The following is a 20464-nucleotide window of genomic DNA, read 5'->3' as shown; positions in this document are numbered from 1 at the left end:
CATGAACACCTTTGACCACGTCCTGTATTTACTGAAAACACGCGGGCCGCAAAGCGCGCAAACGCTGGCGGACTTGCTGGGCCTGACGTCGATGGGCGCGCGGCGCCAGCTGGAAGCGGCGCAGGAAAAGGGCCTGGCGGCCTTCGATGACGTGGCCGACAAGGTGGGGCGCCCGTCGCGCCGCTGGCATTTGACAGCGGCCGGCCATGCCCGCTTCCCCGACCGCCACGCGGATTTGACTTTGCAAATGATTACGCAGGTGCGCGCCTTGTTCGGCGAGGCGGGGCTCGACAAGCTGATCGCGGCGCGGGAACAGGACAGCGAAGCGCTGTACCGCGCCGCGCTGGCAAAGGCGCCGCCGGCGCTGGAAAGCCAGGCGGCGGCCCTGGCGGCCGTGCGGGAAACGGAAGGCTACATGGCCGAAGTGGCGGTGCAGGACGATGGCAGCCTGCTGCTGATGGAAAATCACTGCCCGATCTGCGCGGCGGCCACCGCCTGCCAGGGTTTTTGCCGCTCCGAACTGCAAGTATTCCAGCGCGTGCTGGGCGATAACTGCACAGTGGAACGGGCTGAACACTTGCTGTCCGGGGCGCGCCGCTGCGTCTACCGGATCCGTCCGGTGCGCTGAGCTTTCAGGGGCCGTCGTACACTGCGGCTGAACCCTTACGCAGGAGGCCAGCATGCTGGAAGAACAGATACGCCGTCAATTCATCGGCGAAGTGTGGCGCCGCTACGAAGAATTGCAAAACTGGGCCATTGCCAACTGGCCGGACCAGGAAAACCCCCTCAGCACGTCTGATTTCGTCGAAGGCCGCAAGGAAATCCTTGCGCTGGGCCAGGGCCGTGCGCGCTGGCGCCAGGCTACGCAAGAGGGCGACGCGCCGGAGCATGGCGGCAAGCAATACGAGCAAGTGACGCCGATGCCGTGGCCGTGACCGGGCGCCCCGTTAGACCGCGCGCAGGATGGCGTGAAACGGCGCCAGATAGTCGGCAGGAATCCTGACCTGGCTGGCCGCCATGGCGGCCACGATGGCCACGCCCGCCGCCGTGCCCGCAGCGCATGCCATGCGCATGGCGGCTGTGCGCGCCGCCGGCGCGCGGATGCCCAGCCGGGGCGCCAGTGCGCTGCCCAGGTGCACAAAGACCGCCACCACGGCCAGCAGGTAGTGCAGCACAAAGTACGGCGCGAAGGGCCACACGTGCAAGCCGGCGGCGGCGAAATACAGGTTGGTGTCGAGATTGAGCAGGCTGCGCGCGCTCAGCACCGCCAGCGTATGGACCGCAAGAAAATACAGCAAATACAGGCCGGCGATGCGGGCCGGCGTCCAGCCGCCTGCCGCCGCGTTCCGCCGCAGACGCGCCACGCCGGTCACCACCTGCACCACGACACACGCCAGCAGCAGCGCTTCGACGGGCGGCCAGCGGTAGGCCAGCCGCAGCGCGTCCATGGCTTGCCGGTGCAGGGCCTGGCTATATAACAGCAGCAGGTGGTTGACGAGGTGGATTGCTATGAACGAGCCCAGCAGGGCGCCGGAACAACGGTGCAGGCGGGCGATGGCGGCAGGCGGCAAAACAGGCATGATGGGTCCTCGATGGCGGTTAATCTGTTAATCTTCAGGCAAGCATAAATCGCCCGCTGATGGCCGTCTTGAACAATTCCGACATTGCCCATGCCCGAAACCCACGTGATTCTGCCACCCGCCGCCTTGCATGGCTGCGTGCGCGCCTTCATTGCGCGTGATACGACGCAGGGCGGCGCGCCGTCCACGCCCGCGCTGAACCATTTCCCCGCTGCGCCGTTTTGCGCCGTCACGTGGTTTATCGACGGCCGGGCGCACGACGGGGATTCCGACGCCGCGCCGCCCATGGACCGGGTGGTCGTCAGCGGGCCGCTGAGCCGCCCGCGGGTGACGTGGAATCCCGGACCGGTCCACGCGTTCATGGTGATTTTCTATCCGGACGCCTTTCACGCGATGACGGGCGCAGCGCTGCCGGCCATGGCGGACCGGTTAGTGCCGTTGCACGCGGTGCTGGGCAGCCCGTGGCAGGCATTTGCCGACGCCATGCTGGCCGCCGGCGGCGATGGCGAACGGTTGCGGATGGCCGATGCGTTCTTGCGGACACAATGGCAACCGGCGCACCATGCGGAGCCGCATGGCGCATCGTGGCTGCGTACGCTGCGGCAGCGGCTGGCCGGCGTACAGCGCGCCATCGGCGAACGGCAGTTCGAACGCAAGGTCAAACAACTGACGGGGCAATCGATGCGGGCCTTGCGCGGCACCGACAGGCTGGAAGCGGCGCTGCTGCAGGCGCGCGCGCTGGCGGGTGACGGCGCGCTGGACTGGTCGCGCGTGGCCGGCGACGCGGGCTATGCGGACCAGCCGCATCTATGCCGGGAAGTACGCCGGCTGGCGGGTGTGGCGCCAGGCGAACTGCTGCGGCGCAGCAGCGAGGATGACGACTACTGGCTGTACCGCTGCTGGCGGTAGTGGGTCAGTTGGCAACTGCCCCACCAGCTCACGTCATGTGGATCACGGCGCCCAGCTTGTGGCGCGCGGCAAAGGCGGCGAAGGCCTGGAATTCCGTGTAGCACTCTTTGAGGCAGGTTGCCACTTCGTTGCTGCCCGATTCCCACACGTCGCCCAGGTAGACCCCCTCGAAATTCGCTGTCTTCAGCGCCGCCACCACCTGCGATTCGTCGATGCCGGCGCAGGCTTCGGCAATGCGCGCCATGGCGGACGCGCGGTGAAACAGGGCGGGGCCGTAACCGACGTCGATGTGGCCCAGCGGCTGCGCATCGTCGAAGAAGCAGGGCATGCGCGGTGCGCACGTCCTCAGGCAGGCGCCCAGGCCGTCCCACAGGCGGTCCAGGTCCAGCAGATAGCGCTCGTGGCCGGTGTAAACCAGGGTCGGCACTTCCGGCGCCAGCGGACTGTTTTCGTAGCCGATTTCAGCGAGGTACAGCCCCGCATCTTCCGGCTCGACCAGGCGCCACACGAGGGGCGGGTCGGCCAGCACCCGGCGGATATTGCCATCGCTGACGGCATAAGCGACACAAGAGATTCCCATACAGAAATCGTAGCACGGCCTTTATGTTCCTGTGGAAATCTCTTCGCCGTGTTGCGCAATTCCCCACGCTATCAGGCTGATAGCCAGGCAGGCCAGCACGCCGCAGGCCAGCTTGAATGCGCTGTCGAACAGCAGCGGCGCCAGCAGGCCGGACACCAGCGCAAACAGGATCATCTGGATAAACGATTGCATCGATGACGCCAGGCCGCTGTTATTCGGGAAATGGTTCAGCGCAATCAGGGTCATGGGCGGCATGGAAATCGCCAGCGCAAACGAATACAGGAACAGCGGCAGCACGGCCCACGGCACTTCCGCCGCGAACATGTAGTTATAGGCCACGTTGGCAATGGCGGCCACGGCCATCAAGCCATAGCTGATCCAGATTTGCGTGCTTTGCGCGTAGCGGTGGGCGAATTTCGACGCCAGCGCGGAACCGATCACCATGCCGCTGATCAGCGGGATGAACAGCCACGCGAACGCGGTTTCCGGCAAGTGCAGGATATTCATGATGAAGTACGCGGCCGAACCGATGTACAGCGCGAAGCCGCCGAAGGCCATGCCGACCGCCACCGACAGCAGCAGGAACTGGCGGTGGCACACGACTTTCCAGTAATTGCGGGCGATGGCGCCGAAGTGGAACGGATGGCGCTGCTGCACCGGCAAGCTTTCCGGCAAGCCCCGGTGCACGGCGGCGATCATCAGCACGCCAAAGCCGGTCAGGAACCAGAAGATCGAGCGCCAGCCGAACGATACCTGCAGCCAGCCGCCCAGGATGGGGGCGATGGCGGGCGCCAGGCCGAACACCATCATCACGTTGGCCAGGATTTTTTGCGCGTCCGCGCCGCTGAACCGGTCTTGCACGATGGCGCGGCCCACCACGGAACCGGCGCCGGACGACAGGCCCTGCACGATGCGGCACGCCAGCAGCACGCCGAACGTGGGCGCCAGCGCCGCACCCACGGAGGCGATCACGTACAGCACCAGCGACCACAGGATCACGGGCCGGCGTCCGAACGAATCGGACAGGGTGCCGTAAAACAGCATCATGAAGGCAAAGCAGAACAGGAACAGCGACAGCGTTTGCTGGATCGCCATCGGGCTGGCGCCAAAGGTTTGCGCAATGGCGGGGAACGAGGGCAGGTAAGTGTCGATGGCCAGCGGACCCACCATGGTCAGCCCGGCCAGCAGCACGGTCAGCAGAATATTCATCGGGAGTGTATCGTTGTCGGACCGGTATTTTACGTCAGCAGCCCGTTATGCGCTTTTCGCATATGAAAGAATGAAATTATTCTTTCGCGTGGCCCCACCGGCTAATTAAGCTGATCAATTGTCTGTTTTTACTTGTTTTCATATTTGCCATGACCATCGACACCTTTGACGGCACCGGCGTGCGCGCATCGCACTGGAACCTGGGCCCTGTGATTGAACAGCTGCGCATCTCGCGTGAAGCGACCCACAATATCCGTCACCAGGGCAAGGTGCGCGAATTGCCTTCGCGCGAAGCGCTGGTGGCGATCGTCGACGGCATTTCCGCCGTGCTGTTTCCCACCCATTACGGCCGCCCGAACCTGACTGATGAAAGCATCGATTACTTTGTCGGCGACACCCTCAACACCACGCTGAACCGCATGACGGAACAGGTGCGGCGCGGCTTGCAGTTCGCATCGGAATTCGACGGGTTCGATGAGGAAGCGCTGACGCAGAAAGCGTATGCCATCACGCGCGAATTTGCCGCCGGCTTGCCGCAAGTGCGGGCGCTGCTGGTGTCCGACGTGCATGCGGCCTTCGCGGGCGACCCGGCCGCCACGTCGATCGCGGAAATCATGCTGTGCTATCCGGGCACCATCGCGATCCTGCATTACCGCATTGCGCACTTGCTGCACAAGCTGGGCTCGCCGTTCATCGCGCGCCTGATTGCCGACATCGCCCACACCAAGACCGGTGTCGATATCCACCCGGCCGCCACCATCGGCGCCAGCTTCTTCATCGACCACGGCACCGGCGTGGTCGTCGGCGAGACGGCGATCCTGGGGCAGGGCGTGCGCCTGTACCAGCACGTGACCCTGGGCGCGAAACGCTTCCCGGCGGATGCCAGCGGCGCGCTGATCAAGGGGACGCCGCGCCATCCGATAGTCGAGGATGATGTGGTGATTTACGCGGGAGCGACGGTCCTGGGGCGCATCACGATCGGCGCCGGTTCCACCATCGGCGGCAACGTGTGGCTGACGCAGAGCGTGCCGCCTGGTAGTAATGTGTCGCAGGCACAGATGCGCAACGACTGCAAGTAAGTATCGATTTTTTCGATTGTAATGCGGGAAATTTTCCGTTTTACAATCGAATTTTCGATGGTCATAATCACTCCCACGTAAATCGTTCCCAATTTCTTAACTGGAGTGAATATGAAGAAAATCGTTGCCCTGCTGATCGCCGCCGGTATCTCGATGGCGGCCACCGCCGCGCCGGAAACCTATGTGATTGACGGCACCCACACTTTCCCGCGCTTCGAATACAGCCACTTCGGCTATTCGAACCAGGTCAGCCGCTTTGACACCACCACCGGCAAGATCACCATCGACAAGGCCGCCAAGACCGGTTCGGTGGACGTGACCATCGACGCCAAGTCCGTCAACACGGGCTACGCCACGTTCAACAACCACATCCAGGGTGAAGATTTCCTCAACACGGCCAAGTTCCCGACCATCACCTACAAATCCACCAAGGTGAATTTCAATGGCGACAAAGTCGCGTCCGTGGATGGCAACCTGACCATCAAGGGCGTGACCAAGCCGGTGACCCTGACGGTCACGTCGTTCCAGTGCATGCCGCACCCGATGCTGAAGAAAGATGCGTGCGGCGCCAACGCCGTGGCGAAAATCCTGCGTTCGGACTTCGGCGCCGGCAAATACGCGCCCCACGTCAGCGATGAAGTGACCTTGTCGTTCGCAATCGAATCCGTCAAGGAATAAGGCGTACAGCCACCCTCAGACCAGCTGGAACCATCCCAGCACGGCGCCGGCGCCCAGCAGCCACAACAAGTGGAGGTTGGTGCGCCAGATCACCACGCCGGCGGCAAAGGACAGCGCCCACAGCGGCCAGTGCTGCACGGTTTGGGCGCTGGCCGTGGCCAGGATGATGCCGGTCGAGACCAGCATGCCCACCACCACGGGCGACATGCCCTGCTTGAAGGCGCGCACGCCGCGCTTTTCGCGGTTGCGGTGCAGCCATTGCGACGCCATGTAGGTCAGCGTGGTGCTGGGCAGCATGATGCCCGTCATCGTCACTGTCACGCCCAGCACGGCCGCCGGATAGCTGCCGGCGTTCATGCCCACTTTCCATCCCATCAGCGCGACGAACAAGACGTTCGGTCCCGGCGCGGCCTGTGCCAGCGCAATGGCGTCGTTGAATTGCTGCGGCGTCAGCCAGTGGTGCTGTTCCACCAGGAAGCGGTGCATTTCCGCCGTGGTGGAAATCGCGCCGCCCACCGACATCAGCGACAGCAGCAAATAATGGGCGAACAGGTTGAACCAGTCGGCCCACGTCAGGACGATGGTGGCGGTCAACGGTTGAGCCTCCGGTAAGTCAGCAGGCAGCACAGGCCGCCGAGGCCGCCCAGCACGTACAGCAGCGGCAGCCGCAGCCACACCAGCAGCACCACGGCCAGCACGCTGATGCCCAGGCCGAACGCCAGCGGCAGCGGATGGCGCTTCAGCGACGCCGCCAGTTTCACGCCGGTGGCGGCAATCATGCCGGCCGAGACGGCCGCCATGCCGCGCAAGGCGCCCGCCACGCCGGGATGGTCGGCAAATTGCGAATGCACCAGCGCCAGCGCAATGATCAGCAGCAGGGGGATGGCCAGCATGCCGGCCAGCGCGGCAGCCGCGCCCGGCATGCCGAAATAGCGGGCGCCGATCACCAGCGACAGGTTGACGACATTGGGGCCGGGCATTACTTGTGCCACGGCAAGTTCTTCCGTGAATTCCTCCTGTGTCAGCCACCGCTTGCGCTCGACCAGTTCGCGCTGCACGACGGCCAGGACACCACCGAAACCCTGCAACGCCAGGATGGTGAAGGAAAAAAACAGGTCAGCCAGCGATTGCGGCCGCCGACGGATATCGGCAGGATTGTCTTCAGGAATCATCCCGCTATTATCCTTGACTTCGCGATTTATTGTTCGATACTCCCTTCACGGCCGTCAGGGGCCAATCACAGTGAAGGAAAAGCAATGGAAGCACACACCGTTATCGACCGGCCCGTGTCGGCCATGCAGCAATCCGGGCAGCAGCGCACCGATGCGCGTTGCAGTGAAATCGTCAATAAAGGGATCGCCGTGCAGGATTGTTTCTCGACGCTGTGCGCCATCGAGTATTTAAAGTCGAATAACGTGCACCCGGATGTGATTGAAAGGGTGCTGTTGCACCCGGATTTGCGGCGCCGCATTTCCCACTGACCGGGACGCCAGGTCAGCCGTACTTATGCACATTTCGCGTGGAGCCTGCAAAAAATTTTCGCGATGATTTCAGTGCTGTTGTAAGTGCTTGATTTTAAAGGCGGGGTTTTCTGCCATTTGAACGGGCAGTTTATTGAAACCCGCATGGTTGCAGGCCGTGCGGGCTGTCAAGAGGGGCTTTTCCACAAAGATATCCACACTGTTTGTGGATATCATAAAAAGCGCTTATCAATCCGCCACTTAGCGTGTCCGGCAAAGCGGATGACGGCACGATGCCGTAAAAATCGCGGCAAAATCGCCGCAGATAACTACTGTATGCGTATCCAGTGTTTTGCCGGCGCGGCATTGGCGGCGCTGTCGACATCATTTGGCGCCACCGCGCTTACCTGTCCACCAACGAGCTCTTCGCGCGCCACGCCCAGCAGCGCGGCGGCCCGGGCATTGGCGTCAACGATGCGGTTCTCGCCATCGAGCGTGAAGCCGACCTGGCGCGCCAGTTGCGTCTGCAGCGCCACAATGCGCTGTTCCGCATCCATCAACCCCGCATAACTGCGCAGCGATGAAATCACCGTGGTGAACAGCTTGCGCGTCGTCAGGTCGCTCTTGCACCAGAAATCGTTGATGTCGTAATCAAGGATGATGCTGTGTTCCAGCGCCTGGCCCGGCTGCCCCGTGCGCAGGACAATGCGCACCAGCTTGTTATGCAAGTCATCACGGATCTGGCGCGCCACCTTCAATCCCGCTTCGCTGGTTTCCATGATCACATCCAGCAACACGAGCGCCACGTCGGGGTTATTTCGCAACACCGTCAGCGCTTCATCGCCGCTATAGGCGTGCAAAAAGCTGAGCCGGCGGCCCTGGAAGCAGGCATTGCTGAGGGAAAACTTCGTCACCACATGGACGTCGACATCGTCATCGACAATCAGCACCCGCCACGGGGCGGGGACGGCAGCGCCATTCGGGTCCGCGCCGGCGGGCGCATCCTCTTCAATCATCCAGTCGGGGCTGCTATCTTCTTTCACGTTCATGCACATTCCTGTGGCTAATCTGTCGTCGGCGTGCACTGTATCAAGACACGGGCCGCCCATTCGTGCATCCGCTTCAGCAACACTATTCCTCGGCCGAATATTTGTCAAAGGGTTCCGGCGGCGCTTCGGCTCCGGCATGCCCGTTCTGCAAGCAAACGCCGAATATTTTTTTCAATCGGCAAAAAATAATTTTTGGTGCTGCATCAAGCGATTTGCAAGTAATTGATTTTCTTGATGAAAATTTTTGCCTGCGAAATCAGCAAAGTGTTGAAACCCGCTTAAATACTGCGTTCCCGGCCTGTCAAGAGGGTCTTTTCCACATGCTTATCCACAGACGATGTGGATAAGGCTGAAAAGCGCTTTAAATCCACCCTATTAGAACACGTTGATCAAGTTGGTTCTGCAGACTGGCTTTATAGCAGTTGTTTCAGTTTATATAACATTTCCAGAAAGCGCTCGCATGCCAGCGCCGGTGGCCACGGTTCCCATGGCCGGCCGCCATAGACTGCTTGCAAGGGATCGGTTTCCAGCGGCTGCGTCCGGATTTTCAGCGTTTGCCGCACTTCCTGGGGCGACCAGCCCACCACGTGCACTGCTTCGCTGGCGGCGGCAAGGCGGTCGGCCCGCTTGTGGATACGGTGGCCGTCGCGGGTCCAGCGCGGCAAGCCATAACGCAGGAACACCGCTTGCTCCAGTCGCCGGCTCAATTCCCTGAATTGCTCGCCCAGGAAGGGTTTTAAGACGGAAATACAGTCGAAGCCCAACAAGCCTTCTTCCGCATCGTGCAGTAATTCGCGTAATTCCAGTTCCACCGGTAACGTGGCGCCCGCCTGCGCGGCCCAGTCGCGGCGCAGCTGCATCACCGTCAGCGAATGTTGGGCCACGGACAACGGCAGCGGCCACGCCGAATGGCCGCCCCAGCGGTAGGTGCGCGCCAGGCCCAGCGCCAGATCGGCATCGTCCCAGTCGAACGGAGTCGGGTCCAGCAAATCCAGCCGCTTTCCCGAAGGCATGCGGACCCAGGCCCGCGTTTCGCCGCGCATTCACTTCCTCTTCATCACGCAATTCATACATTTGGTCGGCATTGTATTACAAGCATGATAGCCACTCCAAACTGGTGGAAAATTCTATTCTTATGAGCAACATTATCGAAATTTGAAATACACTAGCCGGACGCATTCTTATCTTACGGAGACTCCATGGCGACACGTCCTTCCTACCTGTACCCCGGTGGTTCAGTGATGATGCATTCACCGCTGCAATTGAAGAATTCCGAAATGTACGGCTACTTCGTCAAGGGCGATGTGGCCAAACTGCAGCATACCCTCGATACCAGCCTGAATGCCGTGGCGGGGCAGCGCATGCGCTTCAAGGCGCTGTCGCCGTACGTGATGATCACGTTTACCCGTGTCAACCACGCGGACTCCGCGGCGCCGGTGGACCATGCGAAGGGCTGGATCACGGAAATCGACATCGTCACGTGGGTCATGACGGGCGCCATGGACGCCGACGGCAAGCTGGAGCATATCTATTGGTATCCATGCCATATCTTTGTCGACGATGCGATGGCGCTGATTAATGGCCGCGAATTGTTCGGCTATCCGAAGTACCTGTGCGAATACGAAATTCCCCATGAAGGGCAGCCGCCGCTGCGCTGTTCCGTGTCCGCCAAGGGCTTTAAACAGTTTTCGCCGGAAACCCGGATCGCGCTCAATCCGCTGCTGGAAGTCAACGCGGTCAATCCCAACCAGCAGGAAAAAGTGCTGGACGATATCGGCGACCTGATCGAGGAAGCCATCCAGCTGTTCCTGTCGGTGCCGGACTTCTTCAACATGGACAAGGAAGGCTGGGAAGATATCGTGTCGCTGCTGCGCAACCCGCGCATCGACCAGATCTTCCTCAAGCAATTCCCGGACAGCGCCGGCATCAAGGCCGTGTACCAGGCCATCGTCGCGGCCCCGGCCACCATCGACAAGCTGCACAGCGTGAAATTGCTGGGCTACGACTACGAAGCCACGCTGCACGCGTTCGACAGCTTCCCGCTGAACGAGACGCTGGGCTTGCAGCTGGGGACGCAGCAGGCGATCCTGCCATTCCACGTGAATTTCGATTTCACGGCGCAACCGGGCGAAGAGCTGGTCGACAACTCGCAGGTGAACCCGGAAAAAATCGCCATCCTCGGCGGCGGCGTCGGCTCGATGACGACCGCGTATTACCTGACCAGCCAGCCGGGCTGGCAAAACAATTACGAGATCACGGTCTACCAGCAGGGCTGGCGGCTGGGCGGCAAGGGCGCCAGCGGGCGCAATGCGGAACTGGGCCAGCGCATCGAAGAACACGGCTTGCACATCTGGTTCGGCTTTTATGCCAACGCGTTCAAGATGATCAAGGAAGCCTATGCGGCCCTGGGACGTCCGCCGGGTTCGCCGTTGGCCACGTGGGAAGACGCGTTCAAGCAGCAGGATTACGTGGCGCTGTCGGAAGACGTCAATGGCGAATGGCGCAACTGGTCAATCGTGTTCCCGACGTTGCCGGGCGAGCCGGGCACGGGCACGGAACAGATCACGCTATGGCAAATGGCGGTGGCCATGATCGCGTGGATCGAGCAATGGCTGAAAAAACTGCACGAAATCGCGGACGACCTGGAGGAAAAGAAGGCGCCTGAACATGCGAGCGGCCCGGGCGGCTGGCTGCGCCACCTGGCCCATGAAGTGCGCGAAGATATCGCGGACCTGGCCGAAGACGTCGTGGTGTCGGCCGGCGCGCTGGCCGCGCTGGTGGCCAACCTGGCGCCGGATTCGTCCACGCACCAGGCTTCGGAACACGAGATGCTGGCCGGCACCCTGGGCGGCATCCGCCAGTGGCTGCATGCGCGCTACCGCGACCGGATCATCGGCAACGATGACTTGCGCCACATGTTCATTTGCCTGGACCTGGGCATCACCGTCATGAAAGGCATGTTCGAAGACGGCGTGTTCCGCCACGGTTTCGACGTCATCAACGATATCGATTTCCGCGACTGGCTGCGCAAACATGGCGGCGATGAAGAGTATTGCGTGAATTCGGCGCCGGTGCGGGGCTTCTATGACCTGGTGTTCGCCTATGAAAACGGCGAGTACGACAAGCCGAACGTGGAAGCGGGCACGATCCTGCGCTCGATGATGCGCATCGGCCTGGCTTACAAGGGCGGCATCATGTTCAAGATGCAGGCCGGCATGGGCGATACCATTTTCACGCCGATGTATGAGGTACTGAAAGCGCGCGGCGTGCAATTCAAATACTTCCACAAGGTCGATGAACTGGTGCCGGACGGCGACACCATCGGCAGTATCCGCATGACGCAACAGGTGGCGCTGGCCGGCGCGGATTATCAGCCGCTGGTCGACGTCAAGGGCCTGGCATGCTGGCCGTCCGCGCCGTTGTACGACCAGATCGACCCGGCCCAGGCCGCGCTGCTGCAACGGGAAAACGTCAACTTGGAATCGTTCTGGACCAACTGGCCGGAACTCTACCGCGAAGCGTTCGGTAAACCGCTGCCAAGCGTCACCCTGAAAAAAGGCGTGGACTTCGACAGGGTGGTGTTCGGGATTTCCATCGGTTCGCTGCCCGCGCTGTGCCCGCAATTGCTGGCGAAAAGCGACAAGCTGCGCACGGCGTCGGAAAAGGTGCAGACCGTCGCCACCCAGGCGTACCAGGTATGGCTGAACAAGGACCTGGCGCAAATGGGCTGGACGTACCAGCCGGAAGGCCAGCAGCCGGTGCTGTCGGGCTTTACGGAACCGTACGACACGTGGGCGCCGATGGACCAGTTGCTGTGCCGCGAAGACTGGCCGCCCGCCATCGATCCGAAAAACGTGTCGTACTTCTGCAGCGCCTTGCCGGTGGCCGCCTATCCGCCGCCATCGGACCACGCTTTCCCGGACCAGATGAAAGCCGTGGCGAAAGAGGGCGCCGTCAACCAGTTGCGCAATCAAATCGCCTACCTGTGGCCCGCCGCCGGCCCGGCCGGCGCGTTCCCGTGGAACTGGCTGGTCGATCCGGCCGAAGGCACCGGCGAAGCGCGCTTCGATGCGCAATACTGGCGCGCCAACGTGGATCCGTCCGAGCGCTACGTGATGTCGGTGGTCAACTCCACGAAATACCGGCTGGCGACCGACGAATCGGGCTTCGACAACCTGTTCCTCACGGGCGACTGGATCAAGACCGGCCTCAATGCCGGCTGCGTGGAAGCGGCCGTGATGGCGGGCATGCAGACGTCGCGCGCCATGACGGGGTATCCGCAAGTGATCCAGGGCGAGAAGGACTTTTAAAGGTTCAACCAGGGGCGCGCATCAGCTCCCCCGCAATTGCCGGGCTTCGTATGCCACGAAGTCCGGCCGCCGCCGCGTCAGCGGCGCGGCATCAGCCGCCGCAGTGACAGGATGGCGGCGCCACCGGCGCTGACGGCCAGCGTGACGGCGCCGATCACCGTGCCCAGGTCCCAGCGGTCGGTGAAATCGGCCGCCACCGTCAGCACGATGGCCGCCACCAGTTGTCCGGGCAGCAGCTTGCGCAGCAAGCCATACTGGCCGTACACGCCTTGCGCGAGGTAGCGGTTGGCCAGCCAGATCACGGGTCCCCACAGCACGGCCAGGAACGCCAGCACGGCCAGTGCCAGGATCACGATCCTCATGCCGGGTCCTTTGGTTCGCGCGGCGTGGTGGGCAGGCGCAGCAGGTAGACGGTGACGGCGCAGGCGATCGCGGCCAGCACGAATTTCACGGCCAGCGTGACTTTCCAGATCGAATACAGCATCGACGTCCACATCATGACCAGCGCCAGGATCTTGCCGCGCAGGGGAATGCCGCGCCCATCCTCGAAATCGCGCAGGTATTTGCCGAACACCGGGTGGTTGCGCAGCCACAGGTGCAGGCGCGGCGAACCGCGCGCATAGCAGGCCGAGGCCAGCAGCAGGAATGGCGTGGTGGGCAGGAGCGGCAGGAAGACGCCCAGGACCGCGAGGACCAGGGCGAAGCTGCCGAGGATGTTGGCGGCGATTCTCATGGGACTATCATACCCTGCATTGCGTGTTCGATTGCAACAGTCTGGCAGGCGGTCTATGCTGGCCGGATCGGAATACCCTCGGAGGTGATGCATGCGGATCGTCCTGATAGGCGGGACCGGCCATATCGGCAGCTACCTGGCGCCCCTGCTGGTGCAGGCCGGCCATGACGTGGTGGTGGTGACGCGCGGCCACAGCGCGCCGTATTATGCCGATCCCGCCTGGGACAAGGTGGCGTGGCGCCACGCCGACCGCGATGCGCTGGACCAGGCCGGCGCGTTTGGCGCGCTGGTGGCGGGGTTGCGGCCGGACGCCGTGATCGACCTGGTGTGCTTCATGCCGGACAGCGCCCGCCAGATGCTGGCCGCGCTGCACGGCAGTGGCGCGCATTTGCTGCATTGCGGCTCGGTCTGGGCCTACGGTCCGCGCGGCGGCGCGCCGCACGATGAAACCGCGCCGCGCCGGCCTTATGGCGTGTACGCGGAGTGGAAGGCGCAAATCGAAGCGCTGTTGCTGGAACAGGACGCGGTGGACGCCACCGTGATCCACCCCGGGCAGATCGCGGGACGCTGGTGGTGGCCCGTCAACCCGGCGGCCAACCTGCATGCGGGGGTGTTTGCGCAACTGGCGCGGGGCGAGCCGCTGGCCTTGCCCGAGGGCGGCAAGGCCACCTTGCACTTTGCCCACGCCAGCGATATCGCCGAGGCGTTCGTGCGCGCGGTCGAGGCGCGCGGCATCGCGGCGGGACAGGCGTTCAACGTGGCGTCGCCGCAGCCGGTGTCGCTGCGCGATTATGCGCAGGAAGTGGCGACATGGCATGGCACGCACTGGCAAAGCGCGCCGGGCGACTGGCGGCAGTATTACAGCCCGCAGGACGTGCAGTTCGCCGAGTATTTTGTCAAGTACAACACGGCGTGCGATTGCGGCAAGGCGCAGCGGCTGCTGGGCTGGCGCGCCGCCTATGACGGGCTGGAAGCGGCAGGCGAGGGCATATTGCACTTGCTGGCGCCGCGCGCCTGAAGCCCTATCGGGTTTGCAGCAATGCCAGCAGCGCCTGTTCTTCCGGCGCCAGCGCGTACGGCCCGGCCGTGGCCGACGGCGGGGAGGGCGGGGAAGCGGCCGCGCCGCCCAGGTAAGCGTCGATGACGGCCGGATGCACATAGCACTTGCGGCACACGGCGGGCGTATTGCCCAATCGCCGCGCCACGGTTTCGATGGCGCGCACGACATTTTTCTTCGCTTCGGCCACGCTGGCGGCCGGCCCGCAGGCCAGCAGCGCCTGCGCCGCCAGCACGCTGCCATGCCAGGTGCGGAAATCCTTGGCCGTGTAATCGTCGCCGCTAATGCCGCGCAGGTAAGCGTTGACATCGCCCGAGCCGATGCTGCGCAGGTTGCCGTCGTCATCGATGTACTGGAACAAGTCCTGGCCAGGCAGATCGCGCGTGCGGCGGATGATGCGCGCCAGGCGGCGGTCGCTGACGGCGACATCATGTTGCACGCCGCTTTTGCCACGGAAGCGGAAACGGACCTTGCTGCCATCGATGTGCACGTGGCGGTTGCGCAGCGTGGTCAAGCCATATGAGCGGTTGTCGCGCGCATATTCTTCATTCCCGATCCGCATCATGGTCGATTGCAGCAGGTACACCACGGTCGCCAGCACCTTGTCGCGGGGCAGGCCGGGCAGCGCCAGCGCCGCGTCGACCTGGGCGCGGATGGCCGGCAACGCCTGGCCGAACGCCAGCATGCGTTCGTATTTGACGTCATCGCGCACGGTGCGCCAGCGCGGATGGTAGCGGTATTGCTTGCGGCCCCGCGCGTCGCGGCCCGTGGCTTGCAAGTGGCCGTTGGCGGTCGGGCAAATCCACACGTCGCGCCACGCGGGCGGGATGGCCAGCGAACGGATGCGATCCAGCGTGGCTTTGTCGCGCACGGGTTTGCCGTCGGCGTCCGTATAGCGGAACCCGGATTTGGTGGCGATGCGGCGCAGGCCGGGGCGGTCGTCGTGCACGTGGCGCAAGCCGGCCGCGCTGGCGTCGGCACGGGCATCGCGGGCATCGTGGCTGTTGGCGCCTTCAACGATACGGGGCAGGTCGCGTTTCATGCGCCAAGCTTACGGGCGCATGGCGGCGCGCTCCGTTGCCTGCCGCACCGAGCGCGTCAGTTCGCCGCCAGGCTTGCTTCCGCCGGCTGGGGAAGGCCGCGCAAGTCGTTGCACGCCTGCGCCAGCGCTTCCTGCAATTCCGGCAGGCCGGCCGTGACGTCGTCCAGTTGTCCGGCCGCCGCCAGCTTTTCCATCCGGTGGCACAAGGTGTGCAGGTGCGTCGAGCTGAGGTAGCCGGCGCTGCCTTTCAGCGCGTGGAAAGCGGCGGACGCCGTGCTGGCTTTGCCGGCCGCCACGGCGGTACGCGCCAGTTCCAGCCGGCGCGGCGCCTCATCCAGGAATGCTTGCGTGATGCGCTGCATGTGCTTTTGTGACAAGCCGGCCAGCGGCAGGATATGGATTTTGCCATCGTTGTTGACGGGCGGTGCGGCCGCATCCAGCGGGGCGACGCCGAACTGGGCCGCCAGGTCCGCATCCGTTGGCGTGGCCGGCGGCGTCCCGGCGGGCAGGGCGGCGCTGTCATTGGCGGCGAAGCCGGACGCTTCCGCGCCCGCCTGTTCCGCGTCGCCGGGCTCGACAAATTGCAGCGTGCGGCCACGCGATAGCAACTGGGCAATGGTTTTTTCGATCTGGTCGTACAGCAAGCGTTCGTCGACCGGCTTGCTGAGGAAGCCATCCATGCCGACCGCCAGGTAGCGCGCGCGGTCGTGGTCGCTGGCATTGGCCGTCAGGGCAATGATGGGCACGCTGGTATCCTTGACGCGGTAATCTTCGCTGCCGCCACGGCGGATCAGGCGCGCGGCCTGTTCGCCATCCATGGTCGGCATGCGGCCATCCATCAGCACCAGGTCGAATTCCTCGTGCGACAGCGCGGCCAGCGCATCGACGCCGTTTTCCACCAGCACCACCTGGTGTCCCATGCTTTCCAGCAAGGTGCTGATGATGATCTGGTTGGTGCGCACGTCTTCCGCGCACAGGATGTTCAGGCGGTACGCGTGACGGGCTTCGCGCGGCAAGGTCATCAAATCGTTTTCCGGCGGCATGCCCAACGCCAGCGGTAGCGTAAAGTGGAAGTTCGACCCCACGCCCGGCGTACTGTCGACGCCAATCACGCCACCCATCAATTCCACCAGTTCCTTGCAGATCGCCAGGCCCAGGCCGGTGCCGCCGAAGCGGCGGGTGGTGGAAATATCGGCTTGCTCGAACTTCTGGAACAGGCGCGCCAGGGTCGACGCCGGGATGCCGGGTCCCGTGTCGCGGATATTGAATTGCACGTGCGTCAGGCCGTTGCGGCCCGGCTTGGCGGATGCTTCCAGCCGCACTTCGCCCCGGTCCGTGAACTTGATGGCGTTGCCGAGCAGGTTCAGCAGGATTTGCCGGATGCGGGTCGGGTCGCCCTGCACATAGCGGGGCAAATCCAGCGCCAGGTCGACTTTCAGCAATAAACTCTTGGCGTCGGCCTGCGCCTGCAGGATGCCGACCGCTTCATCGATCAGCGTGCGCAAGTCCACGTCCACGGTTTCAATCGACAGCTTGCCCGCGTCGATCTTGGAAAAGTCCAGGATATCGTTGAGGATGGCCAGCAGCGCTTCGCTGTTTTGCAAGCCGATGCGCAGGTATTCTTCCGTGCGGCCACGGACCGTCTGGTCGCGCAGCGCGAATTTCAGCATGCCGATCACACCCGCCAGCGGCGTGCGGATGTCGTGGCTCATGGCCGACAGGAAATCGATGCGGTGGCGGCTGACGATTTCCGCGTGTTCCTTTGCTTCCGTCAGCTCGGCCGTGCGCTCCTGCACCCGCTGTTCCAGGTGGTTGCGCAGCAGGCGGATCTGGTCGGCCAGTGCGAACGCCAGTAGCACGCCGTCCACGGTGCCGCCCAACAAGGTGAACAATTGTGCGTTCTCCACGGCGGCCGGGATCAGGCCCACATTGGCCGGCAGGATCAGCACGCCCGGCAGCATCAGCGCGATAAAGCCCAGGATAAAGAAGCGGGCCGGCTGGTAACCGTTGCGCCAGACCACGATGCCGCTGACCAGCGCCAGGGTCATCCAGACGGAAATAACGATGGTGGCCAGCGTGTGCGCATACGGCAGCGCGACGAAGCAGCTGGGCAGCAGCAACAGCGGCAAAATAAAGTTGATGTTGCTGGCCTTGTGCAGCCGTGGCGCGTTGTCTTCCAGGCGCAGGAAGGAGCGGTAAAACAGCGTACTCAAGACCGGCAGCAGGAAAAACGGCACGTAATGGAAGCGCAGGTCGTGCCAGTCGAACAGGTCGGCGGGCAGGTGGAACGTCAGGCCCCAGCCGGTCGCGTAGCACAGCACGTACAGCGAGTAATACAGTGGCGAGCGGTCGCGCGTGTACGTGTAAATGAAGAAATTGAAGATGGCCAGCGCCACCAGCGCGCCGATGGAGCCGATGATGATGAAATTTTCGCGGGCCACCAGCGTGCGGTAGGCGTCTTGCGGTGTCACGGCAAACACGGGCGTGCGCGCGTAATACGGGCTGGAGAAGCGGATCAGCACGTCGTAGCTTTCACCCGGTTGCAGCGCCACGTCCTTGCCGTAATGCAGCAGGTATTCATGCGGCGCGCGGTAGCCGGTGGACAGGTGCTGCAGCGCCGTGTCCGGCCCGTACAGCCGGGCCTCGACGCGGTCGATCAGCGTATCGTTGGGATCGATGACCCAGCCCGACTGGCGCGTATCGTTGCGCAGGCGTGCATGCAGCCAGTAGCCGCCACCCAGCAAATCCACCTTGCCCGCGGTTTTCAGCGACGCCAGGAAGGCGGGCAGGTCGGCCGGGTCGGAAGGGAAGGCCTGGCCGTCGTCCCGGTACAGCGCACCGTGTTTCAGCAAATCCAGCGTGGCAGCCCTGGTCAGGACGGCCTGGCCCGCGCGCGTGTCCGCTTCCGGCGCCGCGTGCGCCGGCGCGCCGGCCAGCACCAGCGGCAGCAGCATCAGCAGGTGAGCAAGCACACGGCGGGGCACGCTGGCGAACAGGGCGATGAATGGTAGGAACATCGTGTGTACCGGACTTGTTTGCCGTTGTACGGCAGCGTAGTGATAGTAAAATGTGGGGCTTGCCATATTCTAATCGACTCCTGACGGAATCCCTACCTTGCTGATCTCACCTGAACAATTCTTTGGATTTCTCGCGGCCGCCGTTCTGATCACGGCATCGCCGGGGCCGGACAACCTGATGGTGCTGGGCGTGGGCATGTCGCGCGGCCGTGCACGGGGCATCGCCTTCGGCCTGGGCTGCGCGCTGGGCTGCCTGACGCACACGGTGCTGGCCACGCTGGGCGTGAGTGCACTGATCGCCGCGTCGCCGGCCGCATTCACGGCGCTCAAGGTGTTTGGCGGCCTGTACCTGATCTGGCTTGGATGGGGGGCGCTGCGCAGCAAGGGCGGCGCGCACGTGGCCGCCGATGGCATGCCGGACGAATCGCTGGCGAAATTGTTCGGCAAGGGCTTGTTCGCCAACAGCATCAATCCCAAGGTGGTGCTGTTCTTCCTGTCGTTCCTGCCCCAGTTCGTGGTGGCGGAACGGGGCGGCGTCAGTTGGCAGACCGCGCAACTGGGCCTGATTTTCACGTTGCAGGCGTGCGTGCTGTTTGGCTTGCTGGGTTATTTTTCCGGCGCCATCGGCAAATGGATCAACCGCAGCCCCCGCGCAGGTTTGTGGCTGGACCGGATCGCCGGCACGATCTTCGTCGGTCTGGGCGTGCGCCTGATCGTGGCCCGCTAGGGCCGCGCGGGTTGTGCGGCAGCGGGGGCGGCGCGGATCGCAAAGCGCAGTTCCAGCGTATCCTGCACGGCCAGCGCGCCGCCCAGCACGGCAAATGGCGTGATACCGAAATCGCTTTGTTTTAACGTGAACTGGCCGCTGGCGGCGATGCCGCCGGCGTCCTGCCCGATGCGGGCCGGGATCGTATAGCGGCGCGTGACGCCGTGCAGCGTGATGTCGGCATTGAGCGCGCCGGCGCTGCTTTGTTCGGCCTGTACCAGCACTTCCGGATAGCGTTCCGCTTCCAGCACTTTGACCAGCATATTGTGGCGCGTGCCGGCGATCGCGTCGGCCGGCGGCGTATTGGTCAGTCCCGCCTGCGTGCGCAACGCGTCGTCGTCCACCACCATCGCATCGAGCCGGAAGCTGAAGACGGCCCGCGCCGGTTCCGGCCCTTTGCCGGGATAGGCCCAGCCGTTCAGCACGCGTGCGGCCACCACGTGGTCGTGGCCGAGGCGGGCGAGGGCGCCGCCGCGCCGCACGGTCACCGCGATCAGTGAATCCCCGGTAATTTTCCATTTATCCGCCATCCGGGCCGGATCCGGCCAATTGCTGCGTACGGCCGCCACAGGCGCCGGCATAGGTGTTGCATTTTCTGCCATGGGTGTTGGTAATCGTACACACGCACTGAGCAGCAACAGCGTGGAAATACCGGTTAGTCGCGAAAATTTACACATTGTGATTATTGGTGAGAATTGGGTGTATTTCTTTGTACTAATCTAGGTCCTGACAGCAAGGATTTCGGAGCACCACCAAAGCAGCATGGGACTGTCATCAGGCAGTCATCAAGCAGTGCGATGATGATACCGCTCTTTCAAATCTCTCCCGATTTGAATCCCTTCGCCCGCGAGCTATCGCGGGTTTTTTTTTGGTTCTTCACGGATTGCCGGGATGAGCATGCCGTAAACGCAAGAGAGCAGTAAGGAAGAGTTATTGTGTTTGTGCGACCAAACCCAAAAACTAATCCACTGCTCTCATGGCAAATCATAGTCTCA

21 protein-coding genes are annotated in these 20464 nt (G+C 63.3%); 9 read left to right on the top strand and 12 right to left on the bottom strand.

What is annotated here, in order from left to right; all coding sequences use genetic code 11:
- Position 1: 1 nt before the first annotated feature.
- Entirely contained in the window at positions 2–628 is a 627-nt protein-coding gene (locus tag GJ700_RS21410) for a helix-turn-helix transcriptional regulator (protein WP_154377691.1), read from the top strand.
- A 52-nt stretch (positions 629–680) separates the two neighbouring features.
- Entirely contained in the window at positions 681–935 is a 255-nt protein-coding gene (locus tag GJ700_RS21405; protein WP_154377689.1) for a hypothetical protein, read from the top strand.
- 12 nt (positions 936–947) lie between these two features.
- On the opposite strand, the gene GJ700_RS21400 is transcribed toward GJ700_RS21405, so the two are convergent.
- A complete protein-coding gene (locus GJ700_RS21400; RefSeq protein ID WP_154377687.1) occupies positions 948–1580 on the bottom strand; it encodes a hypothetical protein in 633 nt (210 codons plus the stop codon).
- A gap of 90 nt (positions 1581–1670) precedes the next feature.
- Here GJ700_RS21400 and GJ700_RS21395 point away from each other — a divergent pair, with 90 nt between their 5' ends.
- The gene (locus GJ700_RS21395) at positions 1671–2489 is read left to right on the top strand and encodes a helix-turn-helix domain-containing protein (RefSeq protein ID WP_154377685.1); all 819 of its coding nucleotides are present in this window, start codon (positions 1671–1673) and stop codon (positions 2487–2489) included.
- A 28-nt stretch (positions 2490–2517) separates the two neighbouring features.
- Here GJ700_RS21395 and GJ700_RS21390 read toward each other — a convergent pair whose 3' ends face one another.
- On the bottom strand, positions 2518–3069 hold the full coding sequence (locus GJ700_RS21390) for a DUF1877 family protein (RefSeq protein ID WP_154377683.1): 552 nt from the start codon (positions 3067–3069) through the stop codon (positions 2518–2520).
- Between the two features lie 21 nt (positions 3070–3090).
- Positions 3091–4278: a multidrug effflux MFS transporter gene (locus tag GJ700_RS21385; protein WP_154377681.1), complete on the bottom strand. Its 1188-nt coding sequence runs from the start codon at positions 4276–4278 to the stop codon at positions 3091–3093.
- A 149-nt stretch (positions 4279–4427) separates the two neighbouring features.
- Between GJ700_RS21385 and epsC the strand changes: the two genes are divergently transcribed.
- Positions 4428–5357, top strand: coding sequence for a serine O-acetyltransferase EpsC (gene epsC / locus GJ700_RS21380; RefSeq protein WP_154377679.1), 930 nt, complete (start codon positions 4428–4430; stop codon positions 5355–5357).
- 111 nt (positions 5358–5468) lie between these two features.
- Positions 5469–6035, top strand: a complete 567-nt coding sequence (locus GJ700_RS21375) for a YceI family protein (RefSeq protein ID WP_154377677.1) — start codon at positions 5469–5471, stop codon at positions 6033–6035.
- Between the two features lie 15 nt (positions 6036–6050).
- Here GJ700_RS21375 and GJ700_RS21370 read toward each other — a convergent pair whose 3' ends face one another.
- Together GJ700_RS21370 and GJ700_RS21365 are read right to left on the bottom strand one after the other, a co-directional pair.
- Positions 6051–6629, bottom strand: a complete 579-nt coding sequence (locus GJ700_RS21370; RefSeq protein ID WP_260117382.1) for a chromate transporter — start codon at positions 6627–6629, stop codon at positions 6051–6053.
- The gene (locus tag GJ700_RS21365) at positions 6626–7207 is read right to left on the bottom strand and encodes a chromate transporter (RefSeq protein ID WP_154377675.1); all 582 of its coding nucleotides are present in this window, start codon (positions 7205–7207) and stop codon (positions 6626–6628) included. The genes GJ700_RS21370 and GJ700_RS21365 overlap by 4 nt, the downstream gene beginning before the upstream one ends.
- 84 nt (positions 7208–7291) lie before the next feature.
- Between GJ700_RS21365 and GJ700_RS21360 the strand changes: the two genes are divergently transcribed.
- Entirely contained in the window at positions 7292–7516 is a 225-nt protein-coding gene (locus GJ700_RS21360; protein ID WP_229507155.1) for a hypothetical protein, read from the top strand.
- A 308-nt stretch (positions 7517–7824) separates the two neighbouring features.
- Here the strand turns inward: GJ700_RS21360 and GJ700_RS21355 are convergent, their stop codons facing one another.
- Positions 7825–8544, bottom strand: a complete 720-nt coding sequence (locus GJ700_RS21355; RefSeq protein WP_154377673.1) for a response regulator — start codon at positions 8542–8544, stop codon at positions 7825–7827.
- A gap of 413 nt (positions 8545–8957) precedes the next feature.
- Complete coding sequence (locus GJ700_RS21350) at positions 8958–9557, bottom strand: phosphohydrolase (protein ID WP_154378007.1); 600 nt, start codon at positions 9555–9557, stop codon at positions 8958–8960.
- 186 nt (positions 9558–9743) lie between these two features.
- On the opposite strand from GJ700_RS21350, the gene GJ700_RS21345 reads away from it, so the two are divergent.
- A complete protein-coding gene (locus GJ700_RS21345) occupies positions 9744–12854 on the top strand; it encodes an NAD(P)-binding protein (RefSeq protein ID WP_154377671.1) in 3111 nt (1036 codons plus the stop codon).
- Between the two features lie 77 nt (positions 12855–12931).
- Here the strand turns inward: GJ700_RS21345 and GJ700_RS21340 are convergent, their stop codons facing one another.
- Together GJ700_RS21340 and GJ700_RS21335 are read right to left on the bottom strand one after the other, a co-directional pair.
- On the bottom strand, positions 12932–13216 hold the full coding sequence (locus GJ700_RS21340; RefSeq protein WP_154377669.1) for a hypothetical protein: 285 nt from the start codon (positions 13214–13216) through the stop codon (positions 12932–12934).
- Complete coding sequence (locus tag GJ700_RS21335; RefSeq protein ID WP_154377667.1) at positions 13213–13587, bottom strand: YbaN family protein; 375 nt, start codon at positions 13585–13587, stop codon at positions 13213–13215. Before GJ700_RS21335 ends, GJ700_RS21340 begins: the two co-directional genes overlap by 4 nt.
- 91 nt (positions 13588–13678) lie before the next feature.
- On the opposite strand from GJ700_RS21335, the gene GJ700_RS21330 reads away from it, so the two are divergent.
- Complete coding sequence (locus tag GJ700_RS21330) at positions 13679–14605, top strand: NAD-dependent epimerase/dehydratase family protein (RefSeq protein ID WP_154377665.1); 927 nt, start codon at positions 13679–13681, stop codon at positions 14603–14605.
- Between the two features lie 4 nt (positions 14606–14609).
- On the opposite strand, the gene GJ700_RS21325 is transcribed toward GJ700_RS21330, so the two are convergent.
- Both GJ700_RS21325 and GJ700_RS21320 read right to left on the bottom strand, forming a co-directional pair.
- Positions 14610–15686, bottom strand: a complete 1077-nt coding sequence (locus tag GJ700_RS21325; protein ID WP_154377663.1) for a DNA topoisomerase IB — start codon at positions 15684–15686, stop codon at positions 14610–14612.
- A 56-nt stretch (positions 15687–15742) separates the two neighbouring features.
- A complete protein-coding gene (locus tag GJ700_RS21320; protein ID WP_229507154.1) occupies positions 15743–18703 on the bottom strand; it encodes a hybrid sensor histidine kinase/response regulator in 2961 nt (986 codons plus the stop codon).
- A 97-nt stretch (positions 18704–18800) separates the two neighbouring features.
- On the opposite strand from GJ700_RS21320, the gene GJ700_RS21315 reads away from it, so the two are divergent.
- Positions 18801–19430, top strand: coding sequence for a LysE family translocator (locus GJ700_RS21315; protein WP_154377661.1), 630 nt, complete (start codon positions 18801–18803; stop codon positions 19428–19430).
- Here the strand turns inward: GJ700_RS21315 and GJ700_RS21310 are convergent.
- Positions 19427–19999 (bottom strand): YceI family protein, encoded by a 573-nt coding sequence (locus GJ700_RS21310; RefSeq protein WP_229507153.1) that lies wholly within the window; start codon positions 19997–19999, stop codon positions 19427–19429. The genes GJ700_RS21315 and GJ700_RS21310 overlap by 4 nt on opposite strands.
- Positions 20000–20464 lie beyond the last annotated feature (465 nt).

The organism is Pseudoduganella rivuli, from assembly GCF_009674485.1.
Taxonomy (GTDB): Bacteria; Pseudomonadota; Gammaproteobacteria; order Burkholderiales; family Burkholderiaceae_D; genus Rugamonas; species Rugamonas rivuli_B.
The sequence above is the reverse complement of the archived record's forward strand: the minus strand, read 5'-3'. Positions and strand labels throughout refer to the sequence as shown.